Here is a 24,198-nt window from a genome sequence, read left to right on the forward strand (position 1 = left end):
CCCTGTTTTTAACCAAAAATCCCCGGGGCCATGCTTCGGCATGGCTGAACCATTGTACATCCCGTCCGCTCCGGGTTCACCCCGGGCTATGGGGTGCTTTCGGCGCCCTTTTGCTGTGGTGCATGTTCACTTTCTGCGCCCCAAGCGCAGCCCTTGCAGGGGAAGTCACCGTCCACTGGACCCCATGCGATTCTGCCGGGCACTATCGCCTCTCATGGCGCACGAGCACCGAAGAAGAATATTCCGGCCACGCCATCATTACCCAGCCAGCCGGTTCCCCGCCTGTCATGAGCCATACAGTGGAAGGCCTTGCAGAGGAAACCACCTACTATTTTGCCGTAAGGGCCTACAACGAAGGAAACGTAGCGGCCGCCTACTCCCAGGAGATCTCCGCCACCTTCGGCTCGATAAACACGGTCCCGGATGTCATCACAAGTCCACCCCAAATTGCCGTAGAGGGACAAACCATAACCCTGTCCGGAGAAGGTTCCAGCGATCCGGACGGCAGCATCGTCGCCTGGCACTGGCGCCAGGTATTCGGCTATGAAGACCCGGGGGTCACCCTCCAAGGGGAAGAGACAAAGACAGCAACCTTTATCATGCCGGAAAAACCGGTAGAGCCGGAAGACCCTGAAAACCCGGACAAACCGGAAACACCCGTCATCCTCACATTCCAGCTGACGGTCACGGACGATGACGGGGCCACGGATTCAGCCATCGCCGAGGTGCAGTTTGCCCTGGACAACCGCCCCCCCAGCGCCCATGCAGGGCCCGACCAGTTTGTCCTGGAAGAGCAAACGGTCACCCTCACGGCCCAGGCCTCCAGCGACCCGGATGACGGTATTGCCTCTTACCAGTGGACCCAGATCCAGGGGCCACCGGTGACCTTGTCAGATACGTCAATCATCAAGCCTACCTTTACGGCCCCTGCCCTTGGTGAAGACGACAGCGTCCAGCTGGTCTTCCAGGTCCTGGTCACCGATACGGAAGGCCTCGCAGACAGCGATACCGTTGTAATCACCGTCACCAAACCCCTGCATGCCGACGCAGGGGGCGATCAGGTTGTCCGTGAGGAAAAGGTGGCTTCTGGACGGAAGTGCCTCCCGGTTTCCCGAGGGTTGCCCCCCGAGCTGGCACTGGAGCCAGACCGGAGGCCCCGATGTCATCCTGGACACCCCGGATCAGGCCATGGCCCATTTTATCGCCCCCCGATCCCTGCCACAGGATATCGAGCTGACCTTTACCCTGACCGTTTCGGACACAGACGGAAACACCAGCGTAGCTACTTGCACTGTCCGGGACACCCTCACCCCCATCGAGCCCCAGACCACACCGGCACATGCGTCCGTCGAGATCATTGATTGCGATATGGAGCACCGGATGTGGCTCACCGTGGGTTGGGAGAATTATCGCAAGGCGACCAAAGAAGCCCGCGTGGCGTCAGGAGACCTGGACGGAGACGGCAACACCGAGCTCATCATCGGCCTGGGCCCTGTGGAAGACGACGCAGCCATTCCCGGGGGATTCTTCCAGGTTGTCTCCCCCACGTACCAGCACCTGGCCTGGGGACGCCTCCCCGAAGGGGAATACACCCTGTACAACGATTTCAACGGGGAGACCTGGCCCGCCTGTGGCGACCTCAACAACGACGGCAGAGATGAGATCGTGGTGGGCCTTGGCAAAGGAGGAAGGGGCCGCCTCGCCATCTTCTCCTTTGACGGGGAGCATGTCACCTTTGAAACCACACAAACCCTCCCCTGGGAGGAGTACAACGAGGCCGTGGGAGAAACCCGCCCTGCATGCGGTGACATGGACGGCGACAACTGCATGGAGATCATCGTGGGACTGGGAAGCAGCGACCAGAGCCCTGTCTCCCCTGACGGCCGCTATGTCGTCCTGTCAAGGACCTCCTGTGCCGATCTGACAGCCCCCTTTGACACCATCACCTGGGGCCAAATCGACTGGGAGGAGTACAACGCGCAAAACGGTGAGACGTGGCCCACATGCGGTGAGATAGAGGAAGAAGAAGTAGGTGAGCCCGAAAAAGACGAAATCATTCTCGGACTCGGAAAAGGAGGCGATGGGAACATGGCGGTTGTCCAATGGGAAGACGACACCCTCACCCACCTAAAATGGCTGAAGGTTGACTGGGAAGGGTACAACACCATAACGGGTGAAACCCGCCCCACATGCCTGGACATGAACAATGACGGAACCCATGAGTTGATAGTCGGCCTGGGACCCGTGGAAGGTGACGCCACCCTTCCGGCGGGACGGCTCCCGGCGCTAAGGGCAGACGGTGAGCTCCTTCAATGGGGAAAGATGGATTCCGAGCCCTACAACAAGGCCAACGGCGAAAGCCGACCTGCTGCCTTTGCCTCCGAAGGAGAACCCCTCATCGCCGTGGGCATGGGCAACTACACAGCCGATTTCGAGGAGCCCGGAGAAGACGATGATGACCCTGCAGCAGCCGGGTCATCCGGAGGGGGATGCTTTGTGAAAAGCTGCAAGTAAAGGCGCCCCCATAAACAGCTGTTCCGTTTATGCCTCCGGCATCCCTGCCGGAGGCAGACCTTTCCTGGGTTTGTGCGCTGGATCTGACAAAACAGGTCTTAAGTGAGTCTTTCCAGGGGCCGCCGAAATCATTTCGACATGATCTGCATTGTTTTTTTTGCGGCTTGTCGCGTCGTAGCCCCTGGCGAAGGCGGTAGCTTTTTCCAAAAAACGATCCGCCGGAGGCACTCTTTTGCCGGCCACTTTATAACCATGGAAGGCAAGCCGGATAATGACGGCTATTTTGTTTTTTGGGTAACCTGATGCCCTTGGTGCGGGTCACCTCACGCCGATTTCATCCCGGAACTGATGCGGTGCAGGTAGCCGAGCTCCGTTGCCTGGGTGTTCTTGGTCCCGATGGCCACCACCTCCGCCTTTCCCCCGGGAAGACGCATGAAGTAGAGCCTGCCTTTGTACGCAAACTCCGCCTCCAGAAAGGTGTCCAGCCCTTTGCCTCCGAAGACTTTGCGCTTCACCGGCACCCCGGCGGGGTCTTCGTTGAGCTGGTGAATCAACTCTTCACACTTCAGGCGCATGGACTCATCCAGGGCCAGAAACCCCTGAATCGCCCGATCATGAACACTAAGGTGCTTATATAGCGTTGAAAGGCGCCTTGCGATGCGCTCCTTCTCCCGGTGGGCACGTTTCCCGTTTTTTTTCTCTTTTACGGGCTGTTTTTGCTCGGCCATGTGTCTTGTCAGGCGATCGATTTCACCTTTTTGAGCAATGAGCTGTTCCTCATTCTCCTCAATGAGGGATTCAAGAACCTCGATCTCTTCCTCCATGCCCGTCTGGCTCTCGGCAGACTCCACCAGAGCCGTCCGCGCCTGCTCCAGGGCTCCCTGAAGAGACTCCTGGCGAGCACTCAACGTGTCGAGTTCCTCCTGGGCCGCCCTCTGACCATCCTCCAAAGAGGCTATGGCCTGCTCCCGATCAATCCGCTCCAGGAAGCTGTAACGAACCTGCTTGCGATACACCCGATACAGTGCCAAAAGTGCCAAGATGCTGAACAGCGCAAGGGCCATGACAGACAGCGGGGCATCCGGCCCTGTAAACAGGGTTATCTCCAGTTTCAATCCCCTTTCAAGAAGGCGGTAGTTCTCAGCGGCAACAACCTGCCGATCATCCAGGGGTGAGGATTGAATCTCAGACACGGGAAAAACCAGCTCACCACCGCCGGTCCTCACCGTAATGGTGCGGCTTGAAAAAAGCGCCAGGGACAGATGCGTCTCCACATACCGCCCGAGGTTGTCCCGAACCACCTCCTTGACCCCAACCTCCCCTTCCAGAAGCGACCGGTCGCTGTGAAGGAGCACCTCCGTCATGCGTGGCCGATGATACGCTGTAGCGCCTTTCTCACACAGGGGAACAAACCACACATACATCAGGGCGGGCAACATCAGTGAAAACACAATTTGCTTAAACGGAAGGTATTTCATGGGTTCACTCAGCTCAAGGCCACGTCAGGCCACGGGGAAGAGTTAACGAGTCCACGCTAAACCGACAAACGATTCGGCCAGCAGGCCTTTAAAAAAAATGGTCCCCGCCACAGGCGGGGACCACGACTCGACCACACGGATTATCAATCCATGGCCAAGATCTCCCGGGCCTTATCCGCCCCCTTGAAGTCGGCGTTAAGAGCCAGGGCCCGCTCAAGGGAGACCCGTGCCTTCTCTGTTCTTCCGCTGGCATGAAGGGCCAGCCCGAGGTGATAGGCCACCAGGGCATTTTCAGGTAATTTGGAAAGGCTGTCCCTGAACTCGGAAATCGCGCTGTCGTAAAGCCCCTTGCGGTAGTAGACCAGACCCAGGGTATCCATGACGCTGGGGTCGTCGGTGGCTTTGCTCCTGGCTGTCCTGGCAAGCTCCAGGGCCTCATCGATCTCTTCACCGGCATCGGCAAGAATGTAAGCCAGGTTGTTTGTGGCCACCACAATATCGTCGCGCAGGGCAAGGGCCTTACGGTAGCTCGCCTTGGCGGTCTCCACATCCCCTACGCCCTCGCTGACAATGCCCATGAGCACATGGGGCATGGGATCCTTCGGCTTTTTCTCGCTCAGCCCCTTGAGCTGAGCCATCACCTTGGTGGTATCCCCCTGCCTGTGGTAGACCGCTGCCAGCCCGTAATAGGGACGAATGATCTTTGAACTGGCACCGACGGCGGCCAGGTAGGCCTCCTCGGCCCGAGCCAGGTCCCCTTTCTCGGCGTAGATATCACCCATCATGCAATGCACCATGCCCGTGGCAGCCGGGGTCCCTTCCACAACCGTCAATTGCTCGCGACACAAGGCAATGGCCTCTGCCTCCTGGTCCATGGCCATCATGCAGCGCACCATGGATCCAAACACATCCATGAGTGCCGGATTCACGGCACGGGCCGTTGCAAGATCCTTCAGGGCTCGATCCATCTCGCCCCGGGCCATGAAAAGCATCCCGGACCGATAAAACAATGCGGGATTGTCCGGCGCCTCCTCCTTGAGACGGGCGTACACCTGCTGCGCCTTGTCATGCTCGCCCATGGAGGCCAGGACCTGTCCCATGAGAAAATGTGCCTTGAACAGGCCCGGGGCCCTGGCAAGGGCCTTTTCCAGGCTCTCCTTTGCAAGCTTGAACTCACGCCCTTTAAAATAGAGTTCGCCCAAAGCCACCTGGGCCCTGAGGTGGTTCGGGTTCAGCTCCAGGGCCTTGAGCACATCTGTTCTGGCCAGGTCGTCTTTTCCCAGCCCCATGCCGGCCACCCCACGCAGATAGTAAGGCTCGGCGTTGGTCGCGTCCTCTTTTATGACAGCCGAAAAGGCATCCAAGGCATCCTGAAAGCGCCTGCCGCGCAACGCAAGCTCCCCCTTCAGGCTCAAGGCGGGGACAAACCCCGGCGAGGCTTCCAGAACCTTTGCAGCCATATCCCCAGCCTTAACCAAGTCTCCGCGACTTGCGTAAAACCTGGCCACCGTCACCTTGACCCCGGCATCCTGGGGTTTGAGTTCAAGGGCCTTGAGATACATAGCCTCGGCTTTCTCCGCATCGTCCCTCACCTGATAGTACCTGGCCAGTTTCATCACCGGTCGAAAGGCTTTGGGATCCCTGGCAACGGCATCCCGGTAGGCAAGCTCCGCTTCCGGATATTTTTCCCGTGCCACGTAAAAATCACCCAGGGCAATCAGCAGCTCTGGATCGTCGCTGTGATCAGACACAATGGCCTTCATCTCGATTTCAGCCTTGTCATACTGCTCGCTGCGTGTCAGAAGGCTGACCAGATCAAGACGCGGGCGAATGGCCTCCGGCTCGGTGGCCATGGCCTGCCGAAGGAACGCCTCAGCGGAGGAGAAATCCCCGATCCCGGCCTTCAAGCGCGCCATGCCCAGAAGGGGGCGGGGATCCTTTTTGTTCAGCGTCAGGACCTGCTCATACAGTTCCAAGGCCTCGTCAACGAGGCCATCCACCGAAAAAATCGCGGCGGAAACCATGAGGTACTCGATATGCTGCGGTTCTGCGGCAAGGGCTCGGTCAATATGCCTGCGAGCCTCCTCCGTCTTTCGTGCCAGCAGGTAGAGCTTGGACAGGTTAAAATGTGCACCGGCGTGACCCGGCTCTTTCTCCACCACCTTCAGGTAGGCCCGAAACGCCCTTTTCGGGTCCCCCTGCTCAATGGCGATGGTCGCGATTTCGTACCATCCCTTGGAATAGCCAGGATCGATTTTGACACAGTTCTTAAAGGCCAGAAGCGCTTCCCTCGCCTTTCCTTCTTCAACGTATGAAAGCCCCTTTTCATAATACGCATCCCGCTTTTCGCTGTCGGAGGCACAGGCGGTCGCGAAAAGTCCGACCACACACAACATCATCACAACACGCTTAAATACCATCATTCTTCCCCCGTAATAAGTATGGAAAATGCTTCATCGGCATCGGTTGATTATGTCGGTTGATAATCATTCGGTAGAGGTTCTATCCGCTGGATGGAAATGCCTTTGGCAAAAATCGCCGGGAAAAATAGCTCACCGGGAATGAAGACCGCTTGCCCTTATGCATACCGGCTTTTCACTTTATGGTTTCAGAATTGCTAACAGCTCCGGTGTCATACAGGTGCCGGGTCACGTTATATATCAGGGATTGTTCACTGTGTGACGACAAGTAATACCAAACCAAATTGATATGATCCCCGCGCCCTTTGTGTCAATCTTTTTATTTAAAAAAGCAAAATATGAAAGCCATTACATAACTACACAGAAATCTATGTGGTCCGGTTCACAAGAAGACAAAAAGAGACATCTTTATGACTCATGCTATTTCCGTCAAAAAAACCTGCTTTTGCCGTCCGTTGAAGATAATTCTGAAGGTCATGAAGCACACTGGCACCAATAGTGCTTACCTATTCGGCGAAAAGATCGACGCACTCCGCGAACGATCAACGTTCATCCGAATTTTATGACAGCCACGTTCACCTCGACAATGATGGCGCGATAACCCTGCGCCCTTACCGAATGACCTGATGGACGACCCTGAGCCTTAGAATTTGGATAACGCAACGCACGATGCACGACTCACCTTCAAAACCTTACGACAAAAAAAAGGAGAAGCAGCATGAAAAACCAGCTCAAAACCTGGGTCTACACCTTCCTGGCCACGTTTTTAGTGGCCGGGAGCGTTTACGCCGTCCCCATGGAAAACACGCCTGGGTACTCATGGACCGACGCACCCTACTGGTCCCTGACCGATTACACCACAGGCCAAGACGGCGAGAGCACCTTTATCATGACGGTCAAGAACTCTGGATACCACGCCGACTTCGGGCTCTTTGCCGTGGATAACATCTCAGCCGAGACCCCGACCATCACGGAAAAATTCCAGCTCTTCAGCAAATCCGACGCCGTGGGATCCGAAGCCCAGGCCTTCTTCAAAAAAGTGGGCATGGACTGGTACATCAACACGGAAAACGATTTCGATGCCCTTGGCGAGCCGGGCGGTGCCGTGAAGTTCGACCAGACCTTCGGGTTCTATTTCAGCGTCTATACCGATGACGCCGACCCCGTTGCGGACTACGAATTCTATACCAAGTCGGAGCTCAACTCCCCCGACAGTGAAAAAGGCGTAGATCACATCGCTATTGAGTTCAAAGACCCCAACCTGGCCCGCATTTACCTGGACGACCAGATCGGGGCAGGTCCCGGCGGAGGCTGGGACGACATGGCCATCATGGCCATCGACATTCACCCCGTGCCTGAGCCTGCATCCCTGGCTCTCCTCGGCCTGGGTCTCATCGGCCTTGCCGGGCTTGGACGGCGCAAGTACACAAAAAAATAGGCTGGGGCGTTCGGCCTGAGAAATAGCAAGAGAATAAGGAGAATGGGTCCCCCATTCTCCTTTTCTCTTTGCTGTTCTTTTACCGGACTGCCATGGTAGAATTCACCTACAGCGCCATCCGTTATCGACGCAACCCCATTGCCTCAAACAAGGACAGGTCAACGCATTATCGATTCAGAACACAGAGGAACCCATGGAAAAAGAGACAACGGTCCATCCTTGCGCACCACACACAAGCAACCGAACCCTCCTCCTGTACTACCTTGCACCTTACGCCCTGTATGTCCTCATCCCCTTTACGACAGAATCCCAAGAGGCCATCTATGCTTTGAGGCTGTTCCTTGTCCCTCTGGCCCTGGCGGTATGCTGGAGACGATACATTCCCTTAACAGGCCCCAAGTCCGTCAGTATCTCGATGCTCTGGGGAGCCATGGCAGGCCTTTTTGGATGTGCCCTCTGGGTGGGCCTCTCCATCCCCTTTGCCCCCCAGGATATCCATGCACCCTGGACTCCCCGGACTTTTTTTCTCCGCCTTGCAGCCGCCACCCTTCTGGTTCCCGTCTTTGAAGAGTTCCTTGTACGGGGCTACTTCTTTCGCCTGGTCCTGCAGTGGCAAAGAGCAAAAAAAAAGGGCTCTCACTCGCCCTTGAGTGAAGCCCTTGATGATTGTAACGTGGCCGACATCGCCCCGGGAGACTGGAGCCTTTCGGCGGTTCTTTTGTCTTGCCTTTTCTTTGCCCTGGGCCACCGCCCCTTTGAGTGGTCGGAGCTCGGTCTACGGGGTCCTCCTGTCTGCTGTCTGGATCAGGAGAAAAGACATGATCTCTCTGGTATCGGCCCACGCCGTCACCAACGTCTCCCTGGCCTTGTATGTCCGCCATTGGGACCACTGGGCCCTCTGGTGACCAAATTTCCGGCCTCGCTTGTTCCATACCAAGTGCATGCCGTGAGCAGCAGAACGGGTATGGGCTGTTCCTACGGGGCCGGGCACGGCAGCGTTTGCACATAATGGGGTTTGAGAGCGTACTTGACGGCAAAGTAGTAATCCGTGTCCGGGTCATAGGATTGATAACACGCGTCCCCTTCTTCCAGTTCGTAGCGCTGGTTGTAGTGCGCCATGACCTCCGCCACATCCACCGTAAAGGTCTCGGACGACCCGGCCCTGGACGACGGCGACGGTTCCCCCGCCACATTGAGTGAGGCCCAGAAGTTATCGTACTCTGCCGGATCATACTCAAACGTTCTGGTCATCTGATCAAAGTGGAGACGTTCCACCATGGGGACCGGAGCGCACTTCACCTGGTACGAGGCGATGCCGTCTTTTGGGGTGACCCAGTTCAAGGTATAGCTGGAGCCCTGTCGCGTAATGTGGGGCGATCTTGAATTACCCATGTCCACGCACCCGTTTCCTGCAGGTTCAACATAGCCAACCGCCACGTCGCGATGGTAGTAAAAATCGATAAAGCGGGACATATACGGGGTGTATCCCCTGTCCCTGGACTGATGGGTAATAAGACGCCCGATATGGGGCTGATACGCATTTAAAAAGGTCTCATCCCCTGTCTTTTCATACCCCAGGGACATCAGAAAGGTAAGGGGGTATTGGCCGTAATCTTCATCATAGAAATTTGCCTTATCAAGGGCAAAGAGATACGGCTGATGGACCAGGTCCAACACCTCATCCAGGGAATGACATGCGATGCCCAGCATAAAATCTTCATAATCCTCGTAGTACAAGGGGTCATCAAAGACCTCAGGCTGATAACACCACAGGCTGTTGGGGAAAATGTCGTTGGTCATAAACAGCTTGTTCCATCTTTCAAGCTTTGGTCTGCTTGCATCCCTCGACAGGTAGAAAAACCCTCTGTCCAAATCCCACCCATCTTTCATATCATCCTGCCTGTCGGATCGTAGCCTGTGAACCTGCCGGACCATCAGCCTGGCCCTTGACCTGTAATAGGACGGATCTTCCAGATATTGAGACAAGGCACCGAGCCGCCTGAGGGCACGGGACATGACCCTTGTCAGGGGCCTTGTAAACACCCCTTCATAATAGCTCCAGTTTGGAATACTGGTGCCCTGCCTGTAGGCTGTGTGTTCGACATGGTGTACCCCAGGCCGTCATCATGGCTTCGTCACCCGTCAGGAAATACACGATGGGTACAGAGATGTCGTGGCTGTGCTCATCGTCGAAGAACTTGGAGTTGAAGGCCTCTTTCCCCTGACTTTCAGGATAAGTTGCGTTGTTGTTGGTCCAGTAAGTGGGGCCGTCAATGTAAAAATTAAAATCATCGGAGTGGAGGGTGGAGCCGAACATTTTGTGATGGTAATCGTCAAGGCAGCCAGAAACGCCCCCCCCTTCCCTGACCTCAAATAGTGGATGTACTTGCAGAGCTGGTGGTCATACTGGTTCGGTCCGCCCCCATCCCCCAGGTGTAATAACGCCGAAGGGTATCGACATTTGAGAGATTTCGTAGTCCCCATGACCGACCAGGGCAAAAAAATCACGGACTTCCTTGTCGGTGGCCATGCGATCCTCACCGTAAATCGCTTTTGTCCTCACGTATTGAGAAAAATCAGCTCTGCCGAACAGGGGGTATTGCAGAGAATAAAACGAATGCCTTGGAGCGGTTTCCGGAGTGGTAAAATCCAGAACCATTTGTGGTTTCGTGTGCAAAAAAGGCGAATTTAATATCTTTTTTTGAATTATAAGGGCTATAGACATCGAGAGAAAGGGCCCCATCAGCAGATCAGGTAAACCCGGCAGGCCACATCCCGTAGAGGTTCGGATTCCAGAAATTGATGCGTCTGTTGCCCTTGGATACCGCTCCCCAACCTTCGGTGTCATTTGCCGCTTCATTACCAAGGGTCTTGATGACCTGAGCCCCATTGACGACCGACAAGCCGTTATCGGGGACCGGCCGGCTCCTTTGAGCTTATCCACACCGCCCATATACTCAACGTACTTGTAATTACTGAACCCCTGATACAAGGTCACGGAGCGCCGCTACGGAACCACCCATCTCTTCATCGGCCCCTGTTGAAAAAATAAAGTCCGGTGAGGTGAGCGTCGTGGGAATCTCTACCTGCACCGACTCAAAAACTTTCATGGAGTACGATGCATAGGAGGCATTTTTGAGGATCAGATCGAGGCGTGTACGCCCGGCCCCCCGATAAAAATAGATTCGCATCGTATACCCGAACAGCCAGTCGCCGCTTTCATCTTTCAGGTGGCCATCGCACCTTACCACGGCTTTCACGGGACCGTTTTCTTCGATTACGGCCGTGGACATGGGGTCGCGATGGGAGGCATAGGTCCTGGTGCCGCTCCGGGCTGTGATGGACCCAGTCCCCTTTACATAATCAAAGTCCCCGTTTCGCACCGAGTCAAAGACATTGAAATGGGCTTTTTTTACTGTAAAGACAGCGGCTCCCGTATCCACCGTGATCGTTGCCCCTGTATCCCGAGCCAGGTTCGGCCCCTTGCTGTTTCCCGTCCCCTGTGCAGTGCCTGGGTGATTGGCCCCAGATCCTCCGGCGGCTGTACACTTAACACCCATTGGATGTTCCCGTTTCCGTATCTGTGCAGGGGACGAAACTGATAGTGGGAGGCCCCGGTCAGGCCAAGGGCCCCGATGTCTTTGATCCCATCCGAATCCATAACCGGTATGCCAAAGGAGACAACGTCGTTTGCCCGGTCAAGGCCCGACACACCTTCCGGAAGCAACTCATGGACCATGACGGGAATCGGCTTTTCTAATAAGCCATACCCCGTAAGGGGCATGAGGCATACAGCCAAAAAAAGAGGTACAATCCAAAATAGTCGCTGGCTTGACATCAAAGCGATGCTCCCAAAAAGACTCAAGTACAAGGGGAATAAATTCCCACTTATGGGACGGTCGGAAAAACTTGGCCACCCGGCCGTCCCACTCGAAAATCAAAATTCCTGTATCATCATGATCTCGTTACACCCTGGTGGCCCACTTCTTATGGACTGAATGACTGGTGCCCCCCTCCCATTCGTATTCAATGAGGGCACTTGCAACACCCGAAGAGTCGAGGTCCAATGCAGTCAGCTTACACTGCCCGCACCCGTTTGACTCCTCAGGAAACGGATACTCTGTCCACCCCAAACTCATCATGGCCTTGTTGCTGCTGACCCAGTGCGTACCATTGCCACCAGTAAACGGCCCCTGCCACCCTCCCAGGCCATAAACGAGAGCGAAGAAAAACGGATCCGACGTTGCTTCCGCTGCACCAAAAAGCACGCCGTCGTTATTGAAAAACATTGGCCATGAAAACTTATCTACAACATACCCGAAACAAAACCTCTCCACACCTTGAGGCCCAGAAATTTCGATACAGCTTTCATACTTGTCGGTTCCAACACAATTCCGAACAACAAAATCGTAACTCATCATGGGTTCCTTTCTTAGTGTATTAAGATAAATATTACGACAAATCGATTTCCGTGGCCCTGGCACACATGAGCGACAGATCCCGAAATATATCTGATAAATACCCGTAACGATGAGACGCAACAGCCTGCAGGAGAGGCACACTGAATCGCTTGTATTTCGGCACAAAGGCATCCAGCCTGGAGGAGGCCTTGCGGTGGGAGAGCAGTGACAGGGAGTGCCCCAGGGCACGGCCCCATGCTTTCTGCTCCCACTGGTCCGAAAGCTCTTTTTCGAACCGGACATCGCAGGGCACATGCCCTGGATATGTCTGCCACGGGACGGCGGTAAAGTGGGCCGGAAACAGCCGGAGCCATTCATGAAAATGTGTGGTAAAGAAAGTCATCCACTGGTGCCCGGGCAATGAGGGCCAAAAAGTCGCTGTCAAAGAAGGGAAGCAGCATCTCTTTCTGGTACACATCGATATTATCGAAGTAGCCGTGCAGGTGACACCGCTGGTCATTTCTCATGAGAAAAACATAGAGTCGCCTGGACGGATCCACCTGTTTGAGTTCGCCAAACTCCCTGGAGACACTTTCGTACAAGGAGTTCTCAAAGGCTTTTTTATGCTTTTTACGCAATATGCCAGGGGGAATTGCTTGCCTTGGAGATATGCCTCAATACCTGCGGACTCATCGCGTTCCATCAGCGCATTCAACGCGGAGTCGATATCCACATTGCCCTAGCCCACGCTTCCCCCGTCACCGGAAAAAATTGCCGGAAGTCTCTGAACCCAGTGCTCCCTCGCCTCTGCCTCGCCAATGGTGGATGCCGAGCTTTCCGTGCTGTCGACCCGTCCTTCCCCGTTTTGTAGAGACATACCGATGCACCCGGGCAGCGGTTCCGTACATCTCGGCAAACACGTTGTCCTGATCGCGTGCGGCATAGCTGTTGATGGCATAGACCTTTTTATTCAGCTCACTCAGCACAGCGACAATGCATCTGGAGTCCAGGCCGCCGCTCAAGAAGGCAAGGGCCTCATCCCTGTGAACTGCTCGTTTTTTCACTGCCTCAAAAAAAGCATCGTACACCTCCTTTCGAAGCTGGCCGGCGTCCTTTTGGGTGATGAAAAAAGAGCAGCCCCACTTAAAGTAGTGGTTCGTGGACCATGTATCGCCCTCGGCTTTGAGGTGCTCACCGTCTCTCAACACGCGAATGTCTTCATAGATGGTGTTGGCCCCAAGGGTGTACCCCAGCGAACACTTTTCAATGCACTGCCTGAGTACGGACCTTGGGGATCTCTTCCAGCGCCTCCATCACCTTAAGGGAGCTTGAAAAGTAGAGCGTGCCATTGTGAGCGACATAATAGAGAGGCCTCACACCAACTTTGTCCGTGGCCAGGGTCAGTGAGTGGTTCTCACGGTTATAAGCGCACAATGAATAGGTCCCCGTGCACCCGTTGAGGAAGGTCATGGATGCTCCCCTGTTGCAACCGATGGTGCAGTGCGCGCAATTGGGCGTATCGATCCGAAGATGTCCCGTGGTTGAAAAAGGGCTCGCCTGCCACTGCACACACGTCACCGGAGACATCTGCATGGTACCCGCTGTCTGAAAACAGCCCGTAATCGACTTTCAGCAAACAAAACCGCTTAATTTCGTACGTGGTGGTGTTACGATTTTTCGCAGACAGCACCGACAACACAGTTTTTTTGAACGGCTCAAAAGAAACGTCACCGTGGCCAAAACGATACATACCGAACAATAAAGACATAGGGATCCTGTGATGAGCAACCGGTGCGGCCGTGTCTGCCGTCGGTTGTCTCGATGGAAAGAATGATTAATGGAAAAGCATGCGAGGGCTCAATAAAACGAGCGTTTATGGAAGGGATATCATCACGTGACCTTTCAGCATGGCAAAAACGTCTGAAAACCAGGTTCGATCAAATAGGTACAACCACACCCCGTACACAAAGGCGCCGATGCCGATGAGCAGGGCAACCGACAGATACGGATGCACGCCCCGGGCAAAACCGGAGAAGGCAACGGCCCCGTACATCAGGACACTGCCGCTCAACGGCACGCTGATTGCTCGAAGATACGCAGCAACCCGGATCTGGATCAGAGGCAGGGACAGCATGAGGACCAGCCCAGCCAACACGTGGGATACATCACGACCCAGGCGTAGCAGACGCCCAGGACGCCTCCCCGGGTGGCCCCCACATAAAGGGACACCATCATCACCGCAAAGGTGATCATGATATTTCTCAGGGAGTACCCGGGATTACCGATGCCCTTCAACAAAGGCGGCAGCAGCACCGAGAGCATCCTGAATGGCATGACAAGGCACAGCAGCTTAAAGGGCTCCACAACCGCGTCCCACCTGGGCCCCACACAAATGGAGATCACCTCCGGGGCAATGCTCGACAAGCCCCAGAAAACAGGAAACACAACCAGGCTTGAAAATTTCACCGTCCTTAAAAAATAGAAGGACACCTTCTGGACCTGGTCTCCATGGCGGGAAAGGCGACTTGGGAAAGGATCGGGGAGATCTTGTTGAGGAGAATTGAAGAGAGGTGCATGGCAACGGAGTAATACCCGAGGAACTCCTGCCCCAAGAGCTTTCCGATCAAGATCACGTCGAACTGGGTGTAGGTATACCACACGATTTTTTCAAAGGTGACATACCCGCTGAACGAGGCATAGGCCCCAATGGCACGAAACCGAAACACCGGCCGTTTCCGGATGGGGGACACAAAAAGATAGCCTACCATCTGAACACAGATCAGTACGTAACTTCCCGACACCAGAGCCCAGACCCCATGGCCAAGAAGCGCAGCAACCAACGTCGTGGCCCCGCTGGCCACACTTGCCAAAAAATCGATGATGGACTTCTGTTTGAAGAGGAGCTCTTTTTCGATGAGGGCCTTTGGAATGGTCAAAAAAGGGATCACCAGAAACTGAAAGGAGAGAGCGCGCACCACATGCACCAGGGCGTCGCTGTCGAAAAACAGCCCGATACACGGTGCCGAAAGGAACAACATGGCAAAAAGCACCGCCCCCACACAGATAACAAACCCGAAAATCTGTTGAATGGCTGAATCCTCAATTTCCCTGGCCTGAACAATGGAGGCCCCGAACCCAAGCTCACTGATGAGCTGCAAAAACCCCACAAAAATCCCGGCAGATGCCATCAACCCGTAATCCGAGGGCGACAGGAGCCTGATCACCAGAATGGTGACGGCCCAGGTAAACACCTGGCCCATGAATTTGCCGATGGTGAGCCATTTCAGTGAGTGGAGGACCTTGTTTTTCAAACTCATGTTTCGAAAAGTATCCTTGGGGTAGGTAATGAGGCAAGTCACCTCGGGCGATGCGATTCAAAACGCCGCAAGCATGCTCCGGTATGAGAGACAAAAAGGAGTGATTTGCGATGAAACCGGGCCTTCCAAGCCCATAATCCTTTTTTTTAAGTTTTGGCCTTTATGGACAGGGTACAGAAACCATACTTCGTGGGCAACGGGAGCCACTTTGCTGTACTTTACGGCAAAATAGTAATCGATGGACGGGTCATACGACCGGTAGGCAGGGTCGCCCTCAGACAGGCCATATCTGGTATTGTAAGCGCTGATGACCTGCGCAACATCCACAGAGACAGACTCGGCATCCCCCCTCTTCTGCTTCGGCACCGGTTCATTGTCCACGTTCAGTGCTGCCCAGTAGTTATCATACAAGTCCGGGTGATATTGGTAGGATCGGGCTACCTGATCGAAGTTAAGATTTTCCACCATGGGCACCGGAGCAACCTTGAGCTGGTACCCATGGATCCCGTCCAGTGGGGCGTTCCATGTAAGGCTGTACACGGAGCCGTGGCGCGAAACAGATGCCGCACTGGAGTTTCCCATATCCACACGCCCATTGCCTACAGGGGTCACATAGCCTGCGACCACGTCTCGATTGTAGTAATCATGGATAAATTTTGACGAATAGGGAGAGTAGATCCGCTCTTCGCTTTGGTCAGACAGCATCGCCTTGTAATGAGACTTGTATTGGATCAAAAAGGCGTCATCGCCCGTCATTTCGTACCCCAGGGCCATCAGGAACGAAAGGGGGTACTCCCCCTTTTTAGCCGACGCATTGGCTGTATCCAAAAAAATTTCATACGTCGGGAACTCCAAGGGTACGATCTCCGCCAGGCAATGGTAGGCCATCCCAAGGAGATAATCCCGAAAATCGTCGTACATCAGGGGGTCGTCAAAAGCCTCGGGAGCATAACACCAGAACGAGTTGGGGAAAATATCGTATGCCATGAACACCTTGTTGCACCTGACACCTTCCGGGCAGCTCGCGGATTGCCGCATATAAAAAAAACCGCGATCCAGATCCCACCCGTCCTGATGGTCATCCAGAGGCGTCGCCCTCATGCCCATGAAATTCCCGACCATGAGGCGCATCTTCTCACGCCAGATATCCGTACTGGCATAGAGACCAAAGGCCCCGGCACGCCTGAGGGCTCTAGAAAATATGCGGGGATACCCCACATAGGTGGTCCCGTCGTAGTAACTCCCGACGGCGCCTTTGCCGGAACCCTGATCGTAAAGAGTATACTCCCCGTGGTCTTTCCATGCTTCGTAAAAGGACTCGTCACCGGTCAGGAAATACCCGATGGGAACAGACACATCGTGGGTGTGCTCCCTGTCGAAAAATTTAAAATTGAAGGACAATTTCTCCTGATCCGGAGGTTGATTGTATTCACGTTGGGAAAAAGTCCGGGTCCGTCAGCGTCAATCAAAATCATCCGAATGCCGTGTTGACTCCGAACATCTTGTGGTGGTCCATGTTCTGGGCAGCCAAAAATGCACCGCCGTTGCCTGTCTGCAGGTAGTGAAGGTACTGGCACAAATTCACATCATACTGATTGGGGCCTCCGCCCTGCCCCCACCCATAATACCTGCGCATGTTGTCTACATTAGCGATCTCATAGCTTTCCAGTCCGATCTCGGCCAGGAACCTCCGCGTCTCTTCATGGGTCGCCAGCCTCTTTTCGTAATAGACGGCCCCGGTGTCCTTGTAATGCTGAAATGCCGCCCTCCCGGTGAGGGGGTATTGTATGGTGTAAAAGGTCTGCCCACGGTCGCCGGGCGTAGCTTAAAGACTCCAGCACCACCTGCCGTTTGTCATGGGCAAAAAAAGCAAACCCGATATCGTCTTTTGAATTCCACGGGCTGAAAATATCAATGAACAGGTCACCGTCGTCCTCCATGGTAAACCCTGCGGGCCACATGCCAGTAAAGATTGCGGATCCCGCAGTTGATCTGTTTTACTGCCGAATGCATGGCCCCGAAGCCTTCGCTGTAGTGGGTCTCATCCCGGAGGGAGAATCACCGAATCCCAGTTCGCAACCTTAGGCCAACATCGGGGACCAGACGCTGCCTGAGCGTGGCGGTGCCGCCCGAACTTGCGCATACTTGTGATTGCTGTAGCCCTGGTACAGGTAGGCGGTCCCGTCTATGGAACCGTGGGACTCGGCCCCCGGCCCGGTGAGAAAAATACTAGAGGCCAAGACCATCATGGCGACTTCAATGCGAAGGGGTTCGAAGATTTTGACCGACTTGGATGCCATTCGGCGTTTTTGATGATCAGGTCAAGCCGGACTCGGCCGGTGTTCTTGTAAAAATACATGCGCATGGTGTAGCCGAAAAGCCACGGTCCGCTTTCGGGCTTGAGATGCCCGTCACGCCGGACAACCGCCTTCACCAGACCGTCTCTTCGATTGCTGCCGAGGAATTGTTATCCAGGGCCGACAAGTAGCGGGTTGTTCCGCTGACGGCTGTGATCCCTCCGTACCACGTAAAAACGGGGTATCGCCCGCCAACGACAGAGTCAAACACATTGTAGTTCTTCTTCCTGATCACAAACCGGGCAGCGCCTGTATTCACCGTAATATGTTCAGGTCCATTCACTGCGAGGTGAGACCCCGGGCTGTTACCGGAACCGCTGGTGAGCCAGATCGTCTTGCTTCCGTCTGCATCAACCGACACCAACGTGTCCACAAGCACCCACTGAATGGTGCCGTCGGGATACCTGTGAAGTTCTCGGAACTGATAGTCCGACGAACCGACCAGGCCCAGTTCACTGACGGATCCAATCCCATCAGATGCTTTCAGGGGGATGCCAAAGATGACCTCACCGGCCCTCTTCCCCTGTCACTCCCTCGGGAAGGAGTTCATGAACAAAGATCTTAACTGCCAGTCGATACCGCACATCCCATGCATAGGGATCACGCCACCGATGCGAGACACCATGAAAAAGTAACACAAGGCGCATTTAACTGATTTAAGAGCCTGCCAACGTATTTACCACCATGCACACCTAAAAAATTTGATAAACATTTCGAAAGAGGAAAAAATCGACTTGCATGCAACCACTCCAAACATGTACCTGGTTTACCTAATCAAAAAAGAATCACAAATCAATTCCATACAAACCCGACAAGTATTTTACTGATTCGCAGCCCATCTTAATCAAAGCATCTCGTGGCCATACCATCAGATAAGATTTCGGTGTGTACTTTCCCTCATTGTACAAATCGACCCTTTTCTAGACGTAGAAAAGGCATTTCCCAGTTCGATCCCCGTTGCCTAAATAAAACCGAAAAGCACCATTATCCATCGGTATGGACTGTAGTCTGTCAGATGGGGGCTGACTCCAACCAGCTGAGGATCATAAAACCAGCTACCGCCAAAGAGCCCCTTGATATGCTTTGCCCTGAGCATCGCCGCGATACGTAAAAAACAATCAATCCAACCTTGATTATTAAACTGGTCCAAATCCGGAACGTGTGTATGAATTTGATAATATCCCGTACGGCCACCACAATGAGTAATTAGTTTAAGGAAGAGCTTAAGCACCTGAAAAGGATTCAATGAAAGTCCCTGCATCAAACCGAACCCCGAATATGCCTCGACTATTTGAGCACCGGCGGGAAACACCTTCTGCCTCGCGATGGCGAGATCTTTCCAGTACACGTCGTCACTATGGCACATCCAGCCCTCTTCCGACTCTGACACATACCTAAAAAACGTCGAGCACTTTTCATAAACTGTTGCTGGATGCTGTTCGGGTATTTCTCAGACAATAAATAGTCCCAATTGCCAACAATGATTGGAGAATCATCACTTTTCGATCGGTTCCAACGCTTCCACGCCAATGCTTCTTTCTTTCAAATAAAGCCACAAGAGACTCTGGTTTAAACGACCTGACTGCATAAAGCTGCTCTTCCGGTTTTTTTGAGACGGTATACTTAATGAGATGTGGTTCACATTCTTCTTTTAAAGCACTCAATGTATCCGTATATGCATCTATACATTCCATACCATTGGAAGCCCTTTCGACACATCGTGTCCACAGCCTATTCCTTCACACTTAAACTTTTTAGCTGCTAAGAAAGTCCTCTTCACTGATTATGCTTATAGTAGGACATGATTTAATGGTTTCATCATGCGTTTCACTTTTCTAAAAAACTCCAATACACCATAAATTTCAGCTTCAAAGACTATGTGAGGTATATTTTCACCATCTAAAAACCTCGGTAAATAATACGGGTTCGTTTGTTTCGAAACAAATCCGGCATGACACGTTGTTGCAGAGTAAACGCCGAGCTCCCTCAACCAGACTTCGCTACCAGGAGCATAATCGCCTGAGGGGTAGCAAAAATGTGTCATGTTACTCTTCACAGCGCGTTCCAAGACCAGCCGATTTTGAATGATTTCATCTTTAAAACCATCGACATCATTATGATGCATCGTATGGCGATGCGTGTGCAATTGAATATTTACACCCTGTTCAGCCATATCAGTGATCTCATCTGGAGACAGAAGGCTTAAACGACGACTCTTTCTTATGGCTCCATAATCAACAGATAACACATTTGCCAGTTTCGATATGAAGTTCACCTTTTCTTCATGGGTGGGCAACGCATTCAGGTATTTCACCAGACCAATCTCCGCCCTCTTTTTTTCATGCAAACTCGCGAGAGAATATATGTCCCCTTCAGGCCCTCTTCTTCCAATTGATCGAACCCGACCGAATTGATGTTGGTTTTCCAGATCATGTAGCGCAATACCACATTCAACACCGGGGACTCTTTGTCGACGTAATAGCTATTACATACAATGTATAGGGAAATGAATAATGAGAAAAACATCATGGGCCTCGGACAGGGTTGAGAACCATCCGTCGTCAACGGTAATCACGATACTGTTATCGGGAGTCTGTCCCAGTTCGATATGTCCGTTGCCTCATTCAGCGGCACTACATGAAAACCGTGCTCCTTAAGGCAAGCCATCCTTTCCTTGAGTGTCGTACGCTTGATGAAAGCTTCGGGCTGAATTCGGATTCATCTTCTATCTCAACACCGTGGTATGCGAGAATCAACAGGTTACGTTTTGAAAAATGCTTCGCTATTTTAAAAAATCCGACGATCTTTAACATATGCAAGACAATGGTTTTCATATGAGTAACGCACGACCTTAGATCCTTTTTATATTTTCCAACAAAATCAAGCACTATTATTTCGACAAACAAGATTTTATGAGTAACAGGAATAACATAACAGGAAGTGATAACACGGGGGGGGCATGCAGTACGAACCGCCATTTCTCATCATTCAATGACATGATCAAGGAGGACAAAAAAGCGACGGGTATCGTTATTCCATGGAAAAAAGGAATCACAGTATAATATTTCACAGCAAAGAAAGTGCCCCGTTTAATCATAGGATAGATAGGCAGCTTCACCGGGTTCAAGGCCGTACCTGGCATTGTATTGTGTCGTACGTCGATGGTCACGGATTCCGTCTCTCCTTCAACCTGTTTGGGTGTGGGTTCATTGCCCACGTTCAATGCAGCCCAAAAATTGTCGTAAAAGGCCGGATCATAGGTATAAGTCCTTTTTCTCTGGTCAAACCCGAGATTCTCCACCATAGGCTGTGGTGAGAACTTTATCTGGTAGCGCTTGATACCTTTTCTGGGGACCTCCCACGTCAAGGCATAGACTGATCCGCTTCGCGAAATGTTCATGCCTACGGAATTGCCCATGTCCACACGCCCGTTCCCCATGGGTGACACATATCCGGTGCACACGTTCCTGTTGTAATAATCATGGATAAAACGTGATGAATACAACGAGTAAACACGCTCTTTGCTCTGAGCTGTCAGCATTCCGTTATAATGGGGCTTGTACCTGCTCAAAAACTGATCATTTCCCGTCATCTCATACCCATGGGCCATCAGCCCGGACAAGGGGTATGCTCCGGCATCATCCAAAATGGCTGATTGGTCTAAAGTGTATGTATAGGGTTGACGCCCCAAGGGGACCAACTCATTTAATGCATGATAGGAAAGACCGAGCATGTAATCGTAGTAGTCTTCGTGGTACAATGGGTTTCCAAAACCAACTGAATCATAATAGCAAAGGGAATCAGCAAAAATCCCGTATGTCATAAACACGGTATTGGTTCGTTTTCCACCGTAGGTTTCGTTTCCGTGGCGGTGCATATATACATACCCCCGATCCAACTGCCACCCATCCTTGTTCACGTCCTCAGGGTCGTCCCTCAAGCTAAGCAGCGTCCTTGCCATACGCCCGGCCTTCTCGTGCCAACAGGATCTTTGGTCGGCCAAAGGCACCTGCCCGACGGAATGCCCTTGAAAAAATACGAACATACCCAAGGTATGTTGTACCATCGTAATAGCTAACCTCACCGTGATTTCCGGAGCCCTGGTCATACAGTGTGTACTCACCGTGATCCTTCCAGGCATTCATGATGGATTCATCGCCAGCCAGCAGGTAGCCTATGGGAACAGAGACATCATGGGAATGCTCCCGGTCTAAAAAGCGATTGTTGAAGGCAAGGGGTTGCTTATCCGGATCAATATTATTAATATTTTTAAACCGTTCAGGTCCGTAACGATAAAAATCAAAATCATCCGAGTGACGGGTGGATCCGAACATTTTGTGATGGTCCATGTTCTGGGCTGCCAGAAACGCTCCCCCGTTGCCGGTTTGCAAATAGTGAAGGTACTGGCACAAATTCATGTCGTACTGGTTTGGCCCTCCCCCCATCCCCCAGACATAGTACCTACGCATGGTGTCTACATTTGATATTTCAAAGCTTTCCAGGCCGATCTCTTTCAGGAATTGTCGTGTTTCTCCGTGAGTTGCCAGTCTGTCGTGAGAATAGATGGCCCGGGTATCCTTGTAATGTTGAAATTTGGCCCGGCCGGTCAAAGGGTATTGCACGGCATAAAATGTCCGTTCGGATGCCTTTGCCTCCGTGGTAAACTCCAGCACGACCTGCCGTTTGTCATGGGCGTAAAAGGCAAAATGAATATCGTCTTTTGTGTTGTGGGTGCTGTAGATATCAATATACAGGTGGCCCTCGTCATCCATGGTAAACCCCGCCGGCCACATACCGTAAAGGTTACGAATCCCGCAGTTGATGCGCTTAGCTCCAGAAAAATACGATGCAAACCCTTCGCTATGGTCCGCCTCGTTTCCCAGTTCATGAATCACAGTGGCACCATTGACCACTTTGAGCCCCACGTCGGGCACCAGGCGCTCCCTTAGCAGACCGGACTCCCCCATGTACTGAACATACTTGTGGCTGCTGTAGCCCTGGTACAGATACGCTGTTCCGTCAACAGGCCCTGTGGATATGGTCCCCGGACCGGTGGAAAAGAGATAGGAGGGATTTGCGATGGTGGTGGGAAGGTCGATGCGAAGGGATTCAAACTCTTTGACGGTGAAGGAGCTTATTTCCGCATTTTTGATGATGAGGTCAAGGCGGATGCGGCCTGTATCTTTGTAAAAATACATGCGCATGGTATACCCGAAAAGCCAGTCACCAAGAGATGACTTCAGATGCCCATCGCATCGGATGACAGCCTTTACCGGGCCGTTTTCTTCAATCACTGCCGTGGAGTCATCGTCATTGGCCGACGAGTACCGGGTTGATCCGCTGACCGCCGTAACCCCTCCGGTGGGCTCAAGGAAGGACGTTTCGCCTACGAAAACGGAATCAAACACGTTGTAGTTCTTTTTCGTGATCACGAACCGGGCGGGACCTGTTCTACCTGATCATTCCCCCAGGTCCGTTGCCAACTGAGGCCCCGAAGCTGTTGCCGGCCCCGTTGGTCAGCCAGACAATGCTCTCTTCCCCTGCCGAAACCGATGCCAGGGTATCCACAAGGACCCACTGAACATGGCCGCCGGGATACCTGTGCAGCACCCTGAACTGATATGCCGAAGGCCCCCTAAGCGCCAGTTCACCTGCTGATTGAACCGCATCTGCATCTTTCAATGGGACTCCGAACGAGAAAACCTCCTCAACTCTGTCCAACCCTGTGACACCTTCGGGAGGAGCTCATGAACCATGATCTTCACAGGTGGAGTCACGGCACAGACCCCGGAAGCCCCACCAACGAAAACCGCAAAAAAAGCCATAACGAAAACGCGTACAACCGTTTTTACAATATTATTCACCTAGATGCACCTTTTCATCGCTCTGTTTGATAGCTCCCCTGAGTTTCCTCATAAAACGAAGAAATTGAAGGCACGGAATTCAAAAATCCTTCTCAAATCCCAGGAACCTCTGTAACTATTCACCTTGCCTCCGGCGGGTCGCTTTTTTGAAAAAAGCTCCGCAAAAAACGTTTCTAATGTGAAAAAGTGGAAATTATTTCGGCGGAGCCTGGAAAGGCTTGCTTAAGACCTGTTTGTCAAACCCGGTTTTATAAATCAGGCTAAACGTTGGGCCCCCGGCAGGGCCGCCGGAGGCTTGTTTGAGCTGAGTAGTTACGAACCTCTTTAGGTTAGCCCTCTGATCCCATCAGTTCGGGCATGGCACGGCAGGAAACGTGCCACTAAAAGAGTGGGGAAGCACGGTAGAGTAC

The 24,198-nt window shown here is 53.0% G+C and carries 22 protein-coding genes and 2 pseudogenes; 5 read left to right on the forward strand and 19 right to left on the reverse strand.

All coding sequences use genetic code 11. From position 1 onward, the window contains the following. Nucleotides 1-122 precede the first annotated feature (122 nt). Together ACOYW1_RS21295 and ACOYW1_RS21300 are read left to right on the forward strand one after the other, a co-directional pair. Nucleotides 123-1,013 (forward strand): annotated as a pseudogene (locus ACOYW1_RS21295) (PKD domain-containing protein); the annotation flags it as partial. A 25-nt stretch (nucleotides 1,014-1,038) separates the two neighbouring features. Continuing rightward, nucleotides 1,039-2,514, forward strand: a complete 1,476-nt coding sequence (locus ACOYW1_RS21300) for an FG-GAP-like repeat-containing protein (RefSeq protein ID WP_482419640.1) — start codon at nucleotides 1,039-1,041, stop codon at nucleotides 2,512-2,514. A 323-nt stretch (nucleotides 2,515-2,837) separates the two neighbouring features. On the opposite strand, the gene ACOYW1_RS21305 is transcribed toward ACOYW1_RS21300, so the two are convergent. Continuing rightward, a complete protein-coding gene (locus ACOYW1_RS21305; RefSeq protein ID WP_482419641.1) occupies nucleotides 2,838-3,878 on the reverse strand; it encodes a hypothetical protein in 1,041 nt (346 codons plus the stop codon). A gap of 257 nt (nucleotides 3,879-4,135) precedes the next feature. Continuing rightward, nucleotides 4,136-6,379: a tetratricopeptide repeat protein gene (locus ACOYW1_RS21310; protein WP_482419642.1), complete on the reverse strand. Its 2,244-nt coding sequence runs from the start codon at nucleotides 6,377-6,379 to the stop codon at nucleotides 4,136-4,138. Nucleotides 6,380-7,130: 751 nt separating this feature from the next. Between ACOYW1_RS21310 and ACOYW1_RS21315 the strand changes: the two genes are divergently transcribed. Both ACOYW1_RS21315 and ACOYW1_RS21320 read left to right on the forward strand, forming a co-directional pair. Next, on the forward strand, nucleotides 7,131-7,850 hold the full coding sequence (locus ACOYW1_RS21315; RefSeq protein ID WP_482419643.1) for a PEP-CTERM sorting domain-containing protein: 720 nt from the start codon (nucleotides 7,131-7,133) through the stop codon (nucleotides 7,848-7,850). A gap of 430 nt (nucleotides 7,851-8,280) precedes the next feature. Further along, nucleotides 8,281-8,859, forward strand: a complete 579-nt coding sequence (locus ACOYW1_RS21320; protein ID WP_482423787.1) for a CPBP family intramembrane glutamic endopeptidase — start codon at nucleotides 8,281-8,283, stop codon at nucleotides 8,857-8,859. Here ACOYW1_RS21320 and ACOYW1_RS21325 read toward each other — a convergent pair. Continuing rightward, the gene (locus tag ACOYW1_RS21325) at nucleotides 8,826-9,650 is read right to left on the reverse strand and encodes a hypothetical protein (protein WP_482419644.1); all 825 of its coding nucleotides are present in this window, start codon (nucleotides 9,648-9,650) and stop codon (nucleotides 8,826-8,828) included. The two genes, ACOYW1_RS21320 and ACOYW1_RS21325, sit on opposite strands and share 34 nt — an antisense overlap. A gap of 373 nt (nucleotides 9,651-10,023) precedes the next feature. Here ACOYW1_RS21325 and ACOYW1_RS21330 point away from each other — a divergent pair, with 373 nt between their 5' ends. Further along, complete coding sequence (locus tag ACOYW1_RS21330) at nucleotides 10,024-10,227, forward strand: hypothetical protein (RefSeq protein ID WP_482419645.1); 204 nt, start codon at nucleotides 10,024-10,026, stop codon at nucleotides 10,225-10,227. A gap of 24 nt (nucleotides 10,228-10,251) precedes the next feature. Here the strand turns inward: ACOYW1_RS21330 and ACOYW1_RS21335 are convergent, their stop codons facing one another. From ACOYW1_RS21335 to ACOYW1_RS21410, 16 genes and pseudogenes are all read right to left on the reverse strand, one after another. Next, nucleotides 10,252-10,698 (reverse strand): hypothetical protein, encoded by a 447-nt coding sequence (locus ACOYW1_RS21335; protein ID WP_482419646.1) that lies wholly within the window; start codon nucleotides 10,696-10,698, stop codon nucleotides 10,252-10,254. Nucleotides 10,699-10,822: 124 nt separating this feature from the next. Beyond that, nucleotides 10,823-11,410, reverse strand: coding sequence for an exo-rhamnogalacturonan lyase family protein (locus ACOYW1_RS21340; protein WP_482419647.1), 588 nt, complete (start codon nucleotides 11,408-11,410; stop codon nucleotides 10,823-10,825). 405 nt (nucleotides 11,411-11,815) lie between these two features. After that, entirely contained in the window at nucleotides 11,816-12,271 is a 456-nt protein-coding gene (locus ACOYW1_RS21345; RefSeq protein ID WP_482419648.1) for a hypothetical protein, read from the reverse strand. A gap of 31 nt (nucleotides 12,272-12,302) precedes the next feature. Further along, nucleotides 12,303-12,563 carry a hypothetical protein gene (locus tag ACOYW1_RS21350; RefSeq protein WP_482419649.1) on the reverse strand — a complete coding sequence of 87 codons (261 nt, stop codon included), beginning with the start codon at nucleotides 12,561-12,563 and terminating at the stop codon, nucleotides 12,303-12,305. A 61-nt stretch (nucleotides 12,564-12,624) separates the two neighbouring features. Beyond that, complete coding sequence (locus tag ACOYW1_RS21355) at nucleotides 12,625-12,852, reverse strand: hypothetical protein (RefSeq protein ID WP_482419650.1); 228 nt, start codon at nucleotides 12,850-12,852, stop codon at nucleotides 12,625-12,627. A 156-nt stretch (nucleotides 12,853-13,008) separates the two neighbouring features. Next, nucleotides 13,009-13,458: an asparagine synthase-related protein gene (locus ACOYW1_RS21360; RefSeq protein ID WP_482419651.1), complete on the reverse strand. Its 450-nt coding sequence runs from the start codon at nucleotides 13,456-13,458 to the stop codon at nucleotides 13,009-13,011. Between the two features lie 55 nt (nucleotides 13,459-13,513). After that, nucleotides 13,514-13,843 carry a hypothetical protein gene (locus ACOYW1_RS21365; RefSeq protein ID WP_482419652.1) on the reverse strand — a complete coding sequence of 110 codons (330 nt, stop codon included), beginning with the start codon at nucleotides 13,841-13,843 and terminating at the stop codon, nucleotides 13,514-13,516. 280 nt (nucleotides 13,844-14,123) lie between these two features. Then, a complete protein-coding gene (locus ACOYW1_RS21370; RefSeq protein WP_482419653.1) occupies nucleotides 14,124-14,384 on the reverse strand; it encodes a hypothetical protein in 261 nt (86 codons plus the stop codon). Then, nucleotides 14,366-15,567 (reverse strand): annotated as a pseudogene (locus ACOYW1_RS21375) (lipopolysaccharide biosynthesis protein). The gene ACOYW1_RS21370 and the pseudogene ACOYW1_RS21375 overlap by 19 nt, the downstream one beginning before the upstream one ends. A 57-nt stretch (nucleotides 15,568-15,624) precedes the next feature. Beyond that, nucleotides 15,625-16,968, reverse strand: coding sequence for a hypothetical protein (locus ACOYW1_RS21380; protein ID WP_482419654.1), 1,344 nt, complete (start codon nucleotides 16,966-16,968; stop codon nucleotides 15,625-15,627). Nucleotides 16,969-17,267: 299 nt separating this feature from the next. Continuing rightward, a complete protein-coding gene (locus tag ACOYW1_RS21385; RefSeq protein ID WP_482419655.1) occupies nucleotides 17,268-17,507 on the reverse strand; it encodes a hypothetical protein in 240 nt (79 codons plus the stop codon). A 1,378-nt stretch (nucleotides 17,508-18,885) separates the two neighbouring features. After that, nucleotides 18,886-19,272 carry a hypothetical protein gene (locus ACOYW1_RS21390; RefSeq protein ID WP_482419656.1) on the reverse strand — a complete coding sequence of 129 codons (387 nt, stop codon included), beginning with the start codon at nucleotides 19,270-19,272 and terminating at the stop codon, nucleotides 18,886-18,888. 441 nt (nucleotides 19,273-19,713) lie between these two features. Beyond that, nucleotides 19,714-20,238 (reverse strand): polysaccharide deacetylase family protein, encoded by a 525-nt coding sequence (locus tag ACOYW1_RS21395; RefSeq protein ID WP_482419657.1) that lies wholly within the window; start codon nucleotides 20,236-20,238, stop codon nucleotides 19,714-19,716. 576 nt (nucleotides 20,239-20,814) lie between these two features. Then, nucleotides 20,815-21,885, reverse strand: a complete 1,071-nt coding sequence (locus ACOYW1_RS21400) for a hypothetical protein (RefSeq protein ID WP_482419658.1) — start codon at nucleotides 21,883-21,885, stop codon at nucleotides 20,815-20,817. After that, the gene (locus ACOYW1_RS21405; protein WP_482419659.1) at nucleotides 21,866-23,356 is read right to left on the reverse strand and encodes an exo-rhamnogalacturonan lyase family protein; all 1,491 of its coding nucleotides are present in this window, start codon (nucleotides 23,354-23,356) and stop codon (nucleotides 21,866-21,868) included. Before ACOYW1_RS21405 ends, ACOYW1_RS21400 begins: the two co-directional genes overlap by 20 nt. A 19-nt stretch (nucleotides 23,357-23,375) precedes the next feature. Next, a complete protein-coding gene (locus tag ACOYW1_RS21410) occupies nucleotides 23,376-23,606 on the reverse strand; it encodes a hypothetical protein (protein ID WP_482419660.1) in 231 nt (76 codons plus the stop codon). Nucleotides 23,607-24,198: the final 592 nt, after the last annotated feature.

This window comes from Desulfoluna sp. CYM3A (assembly GCF_056829965.1).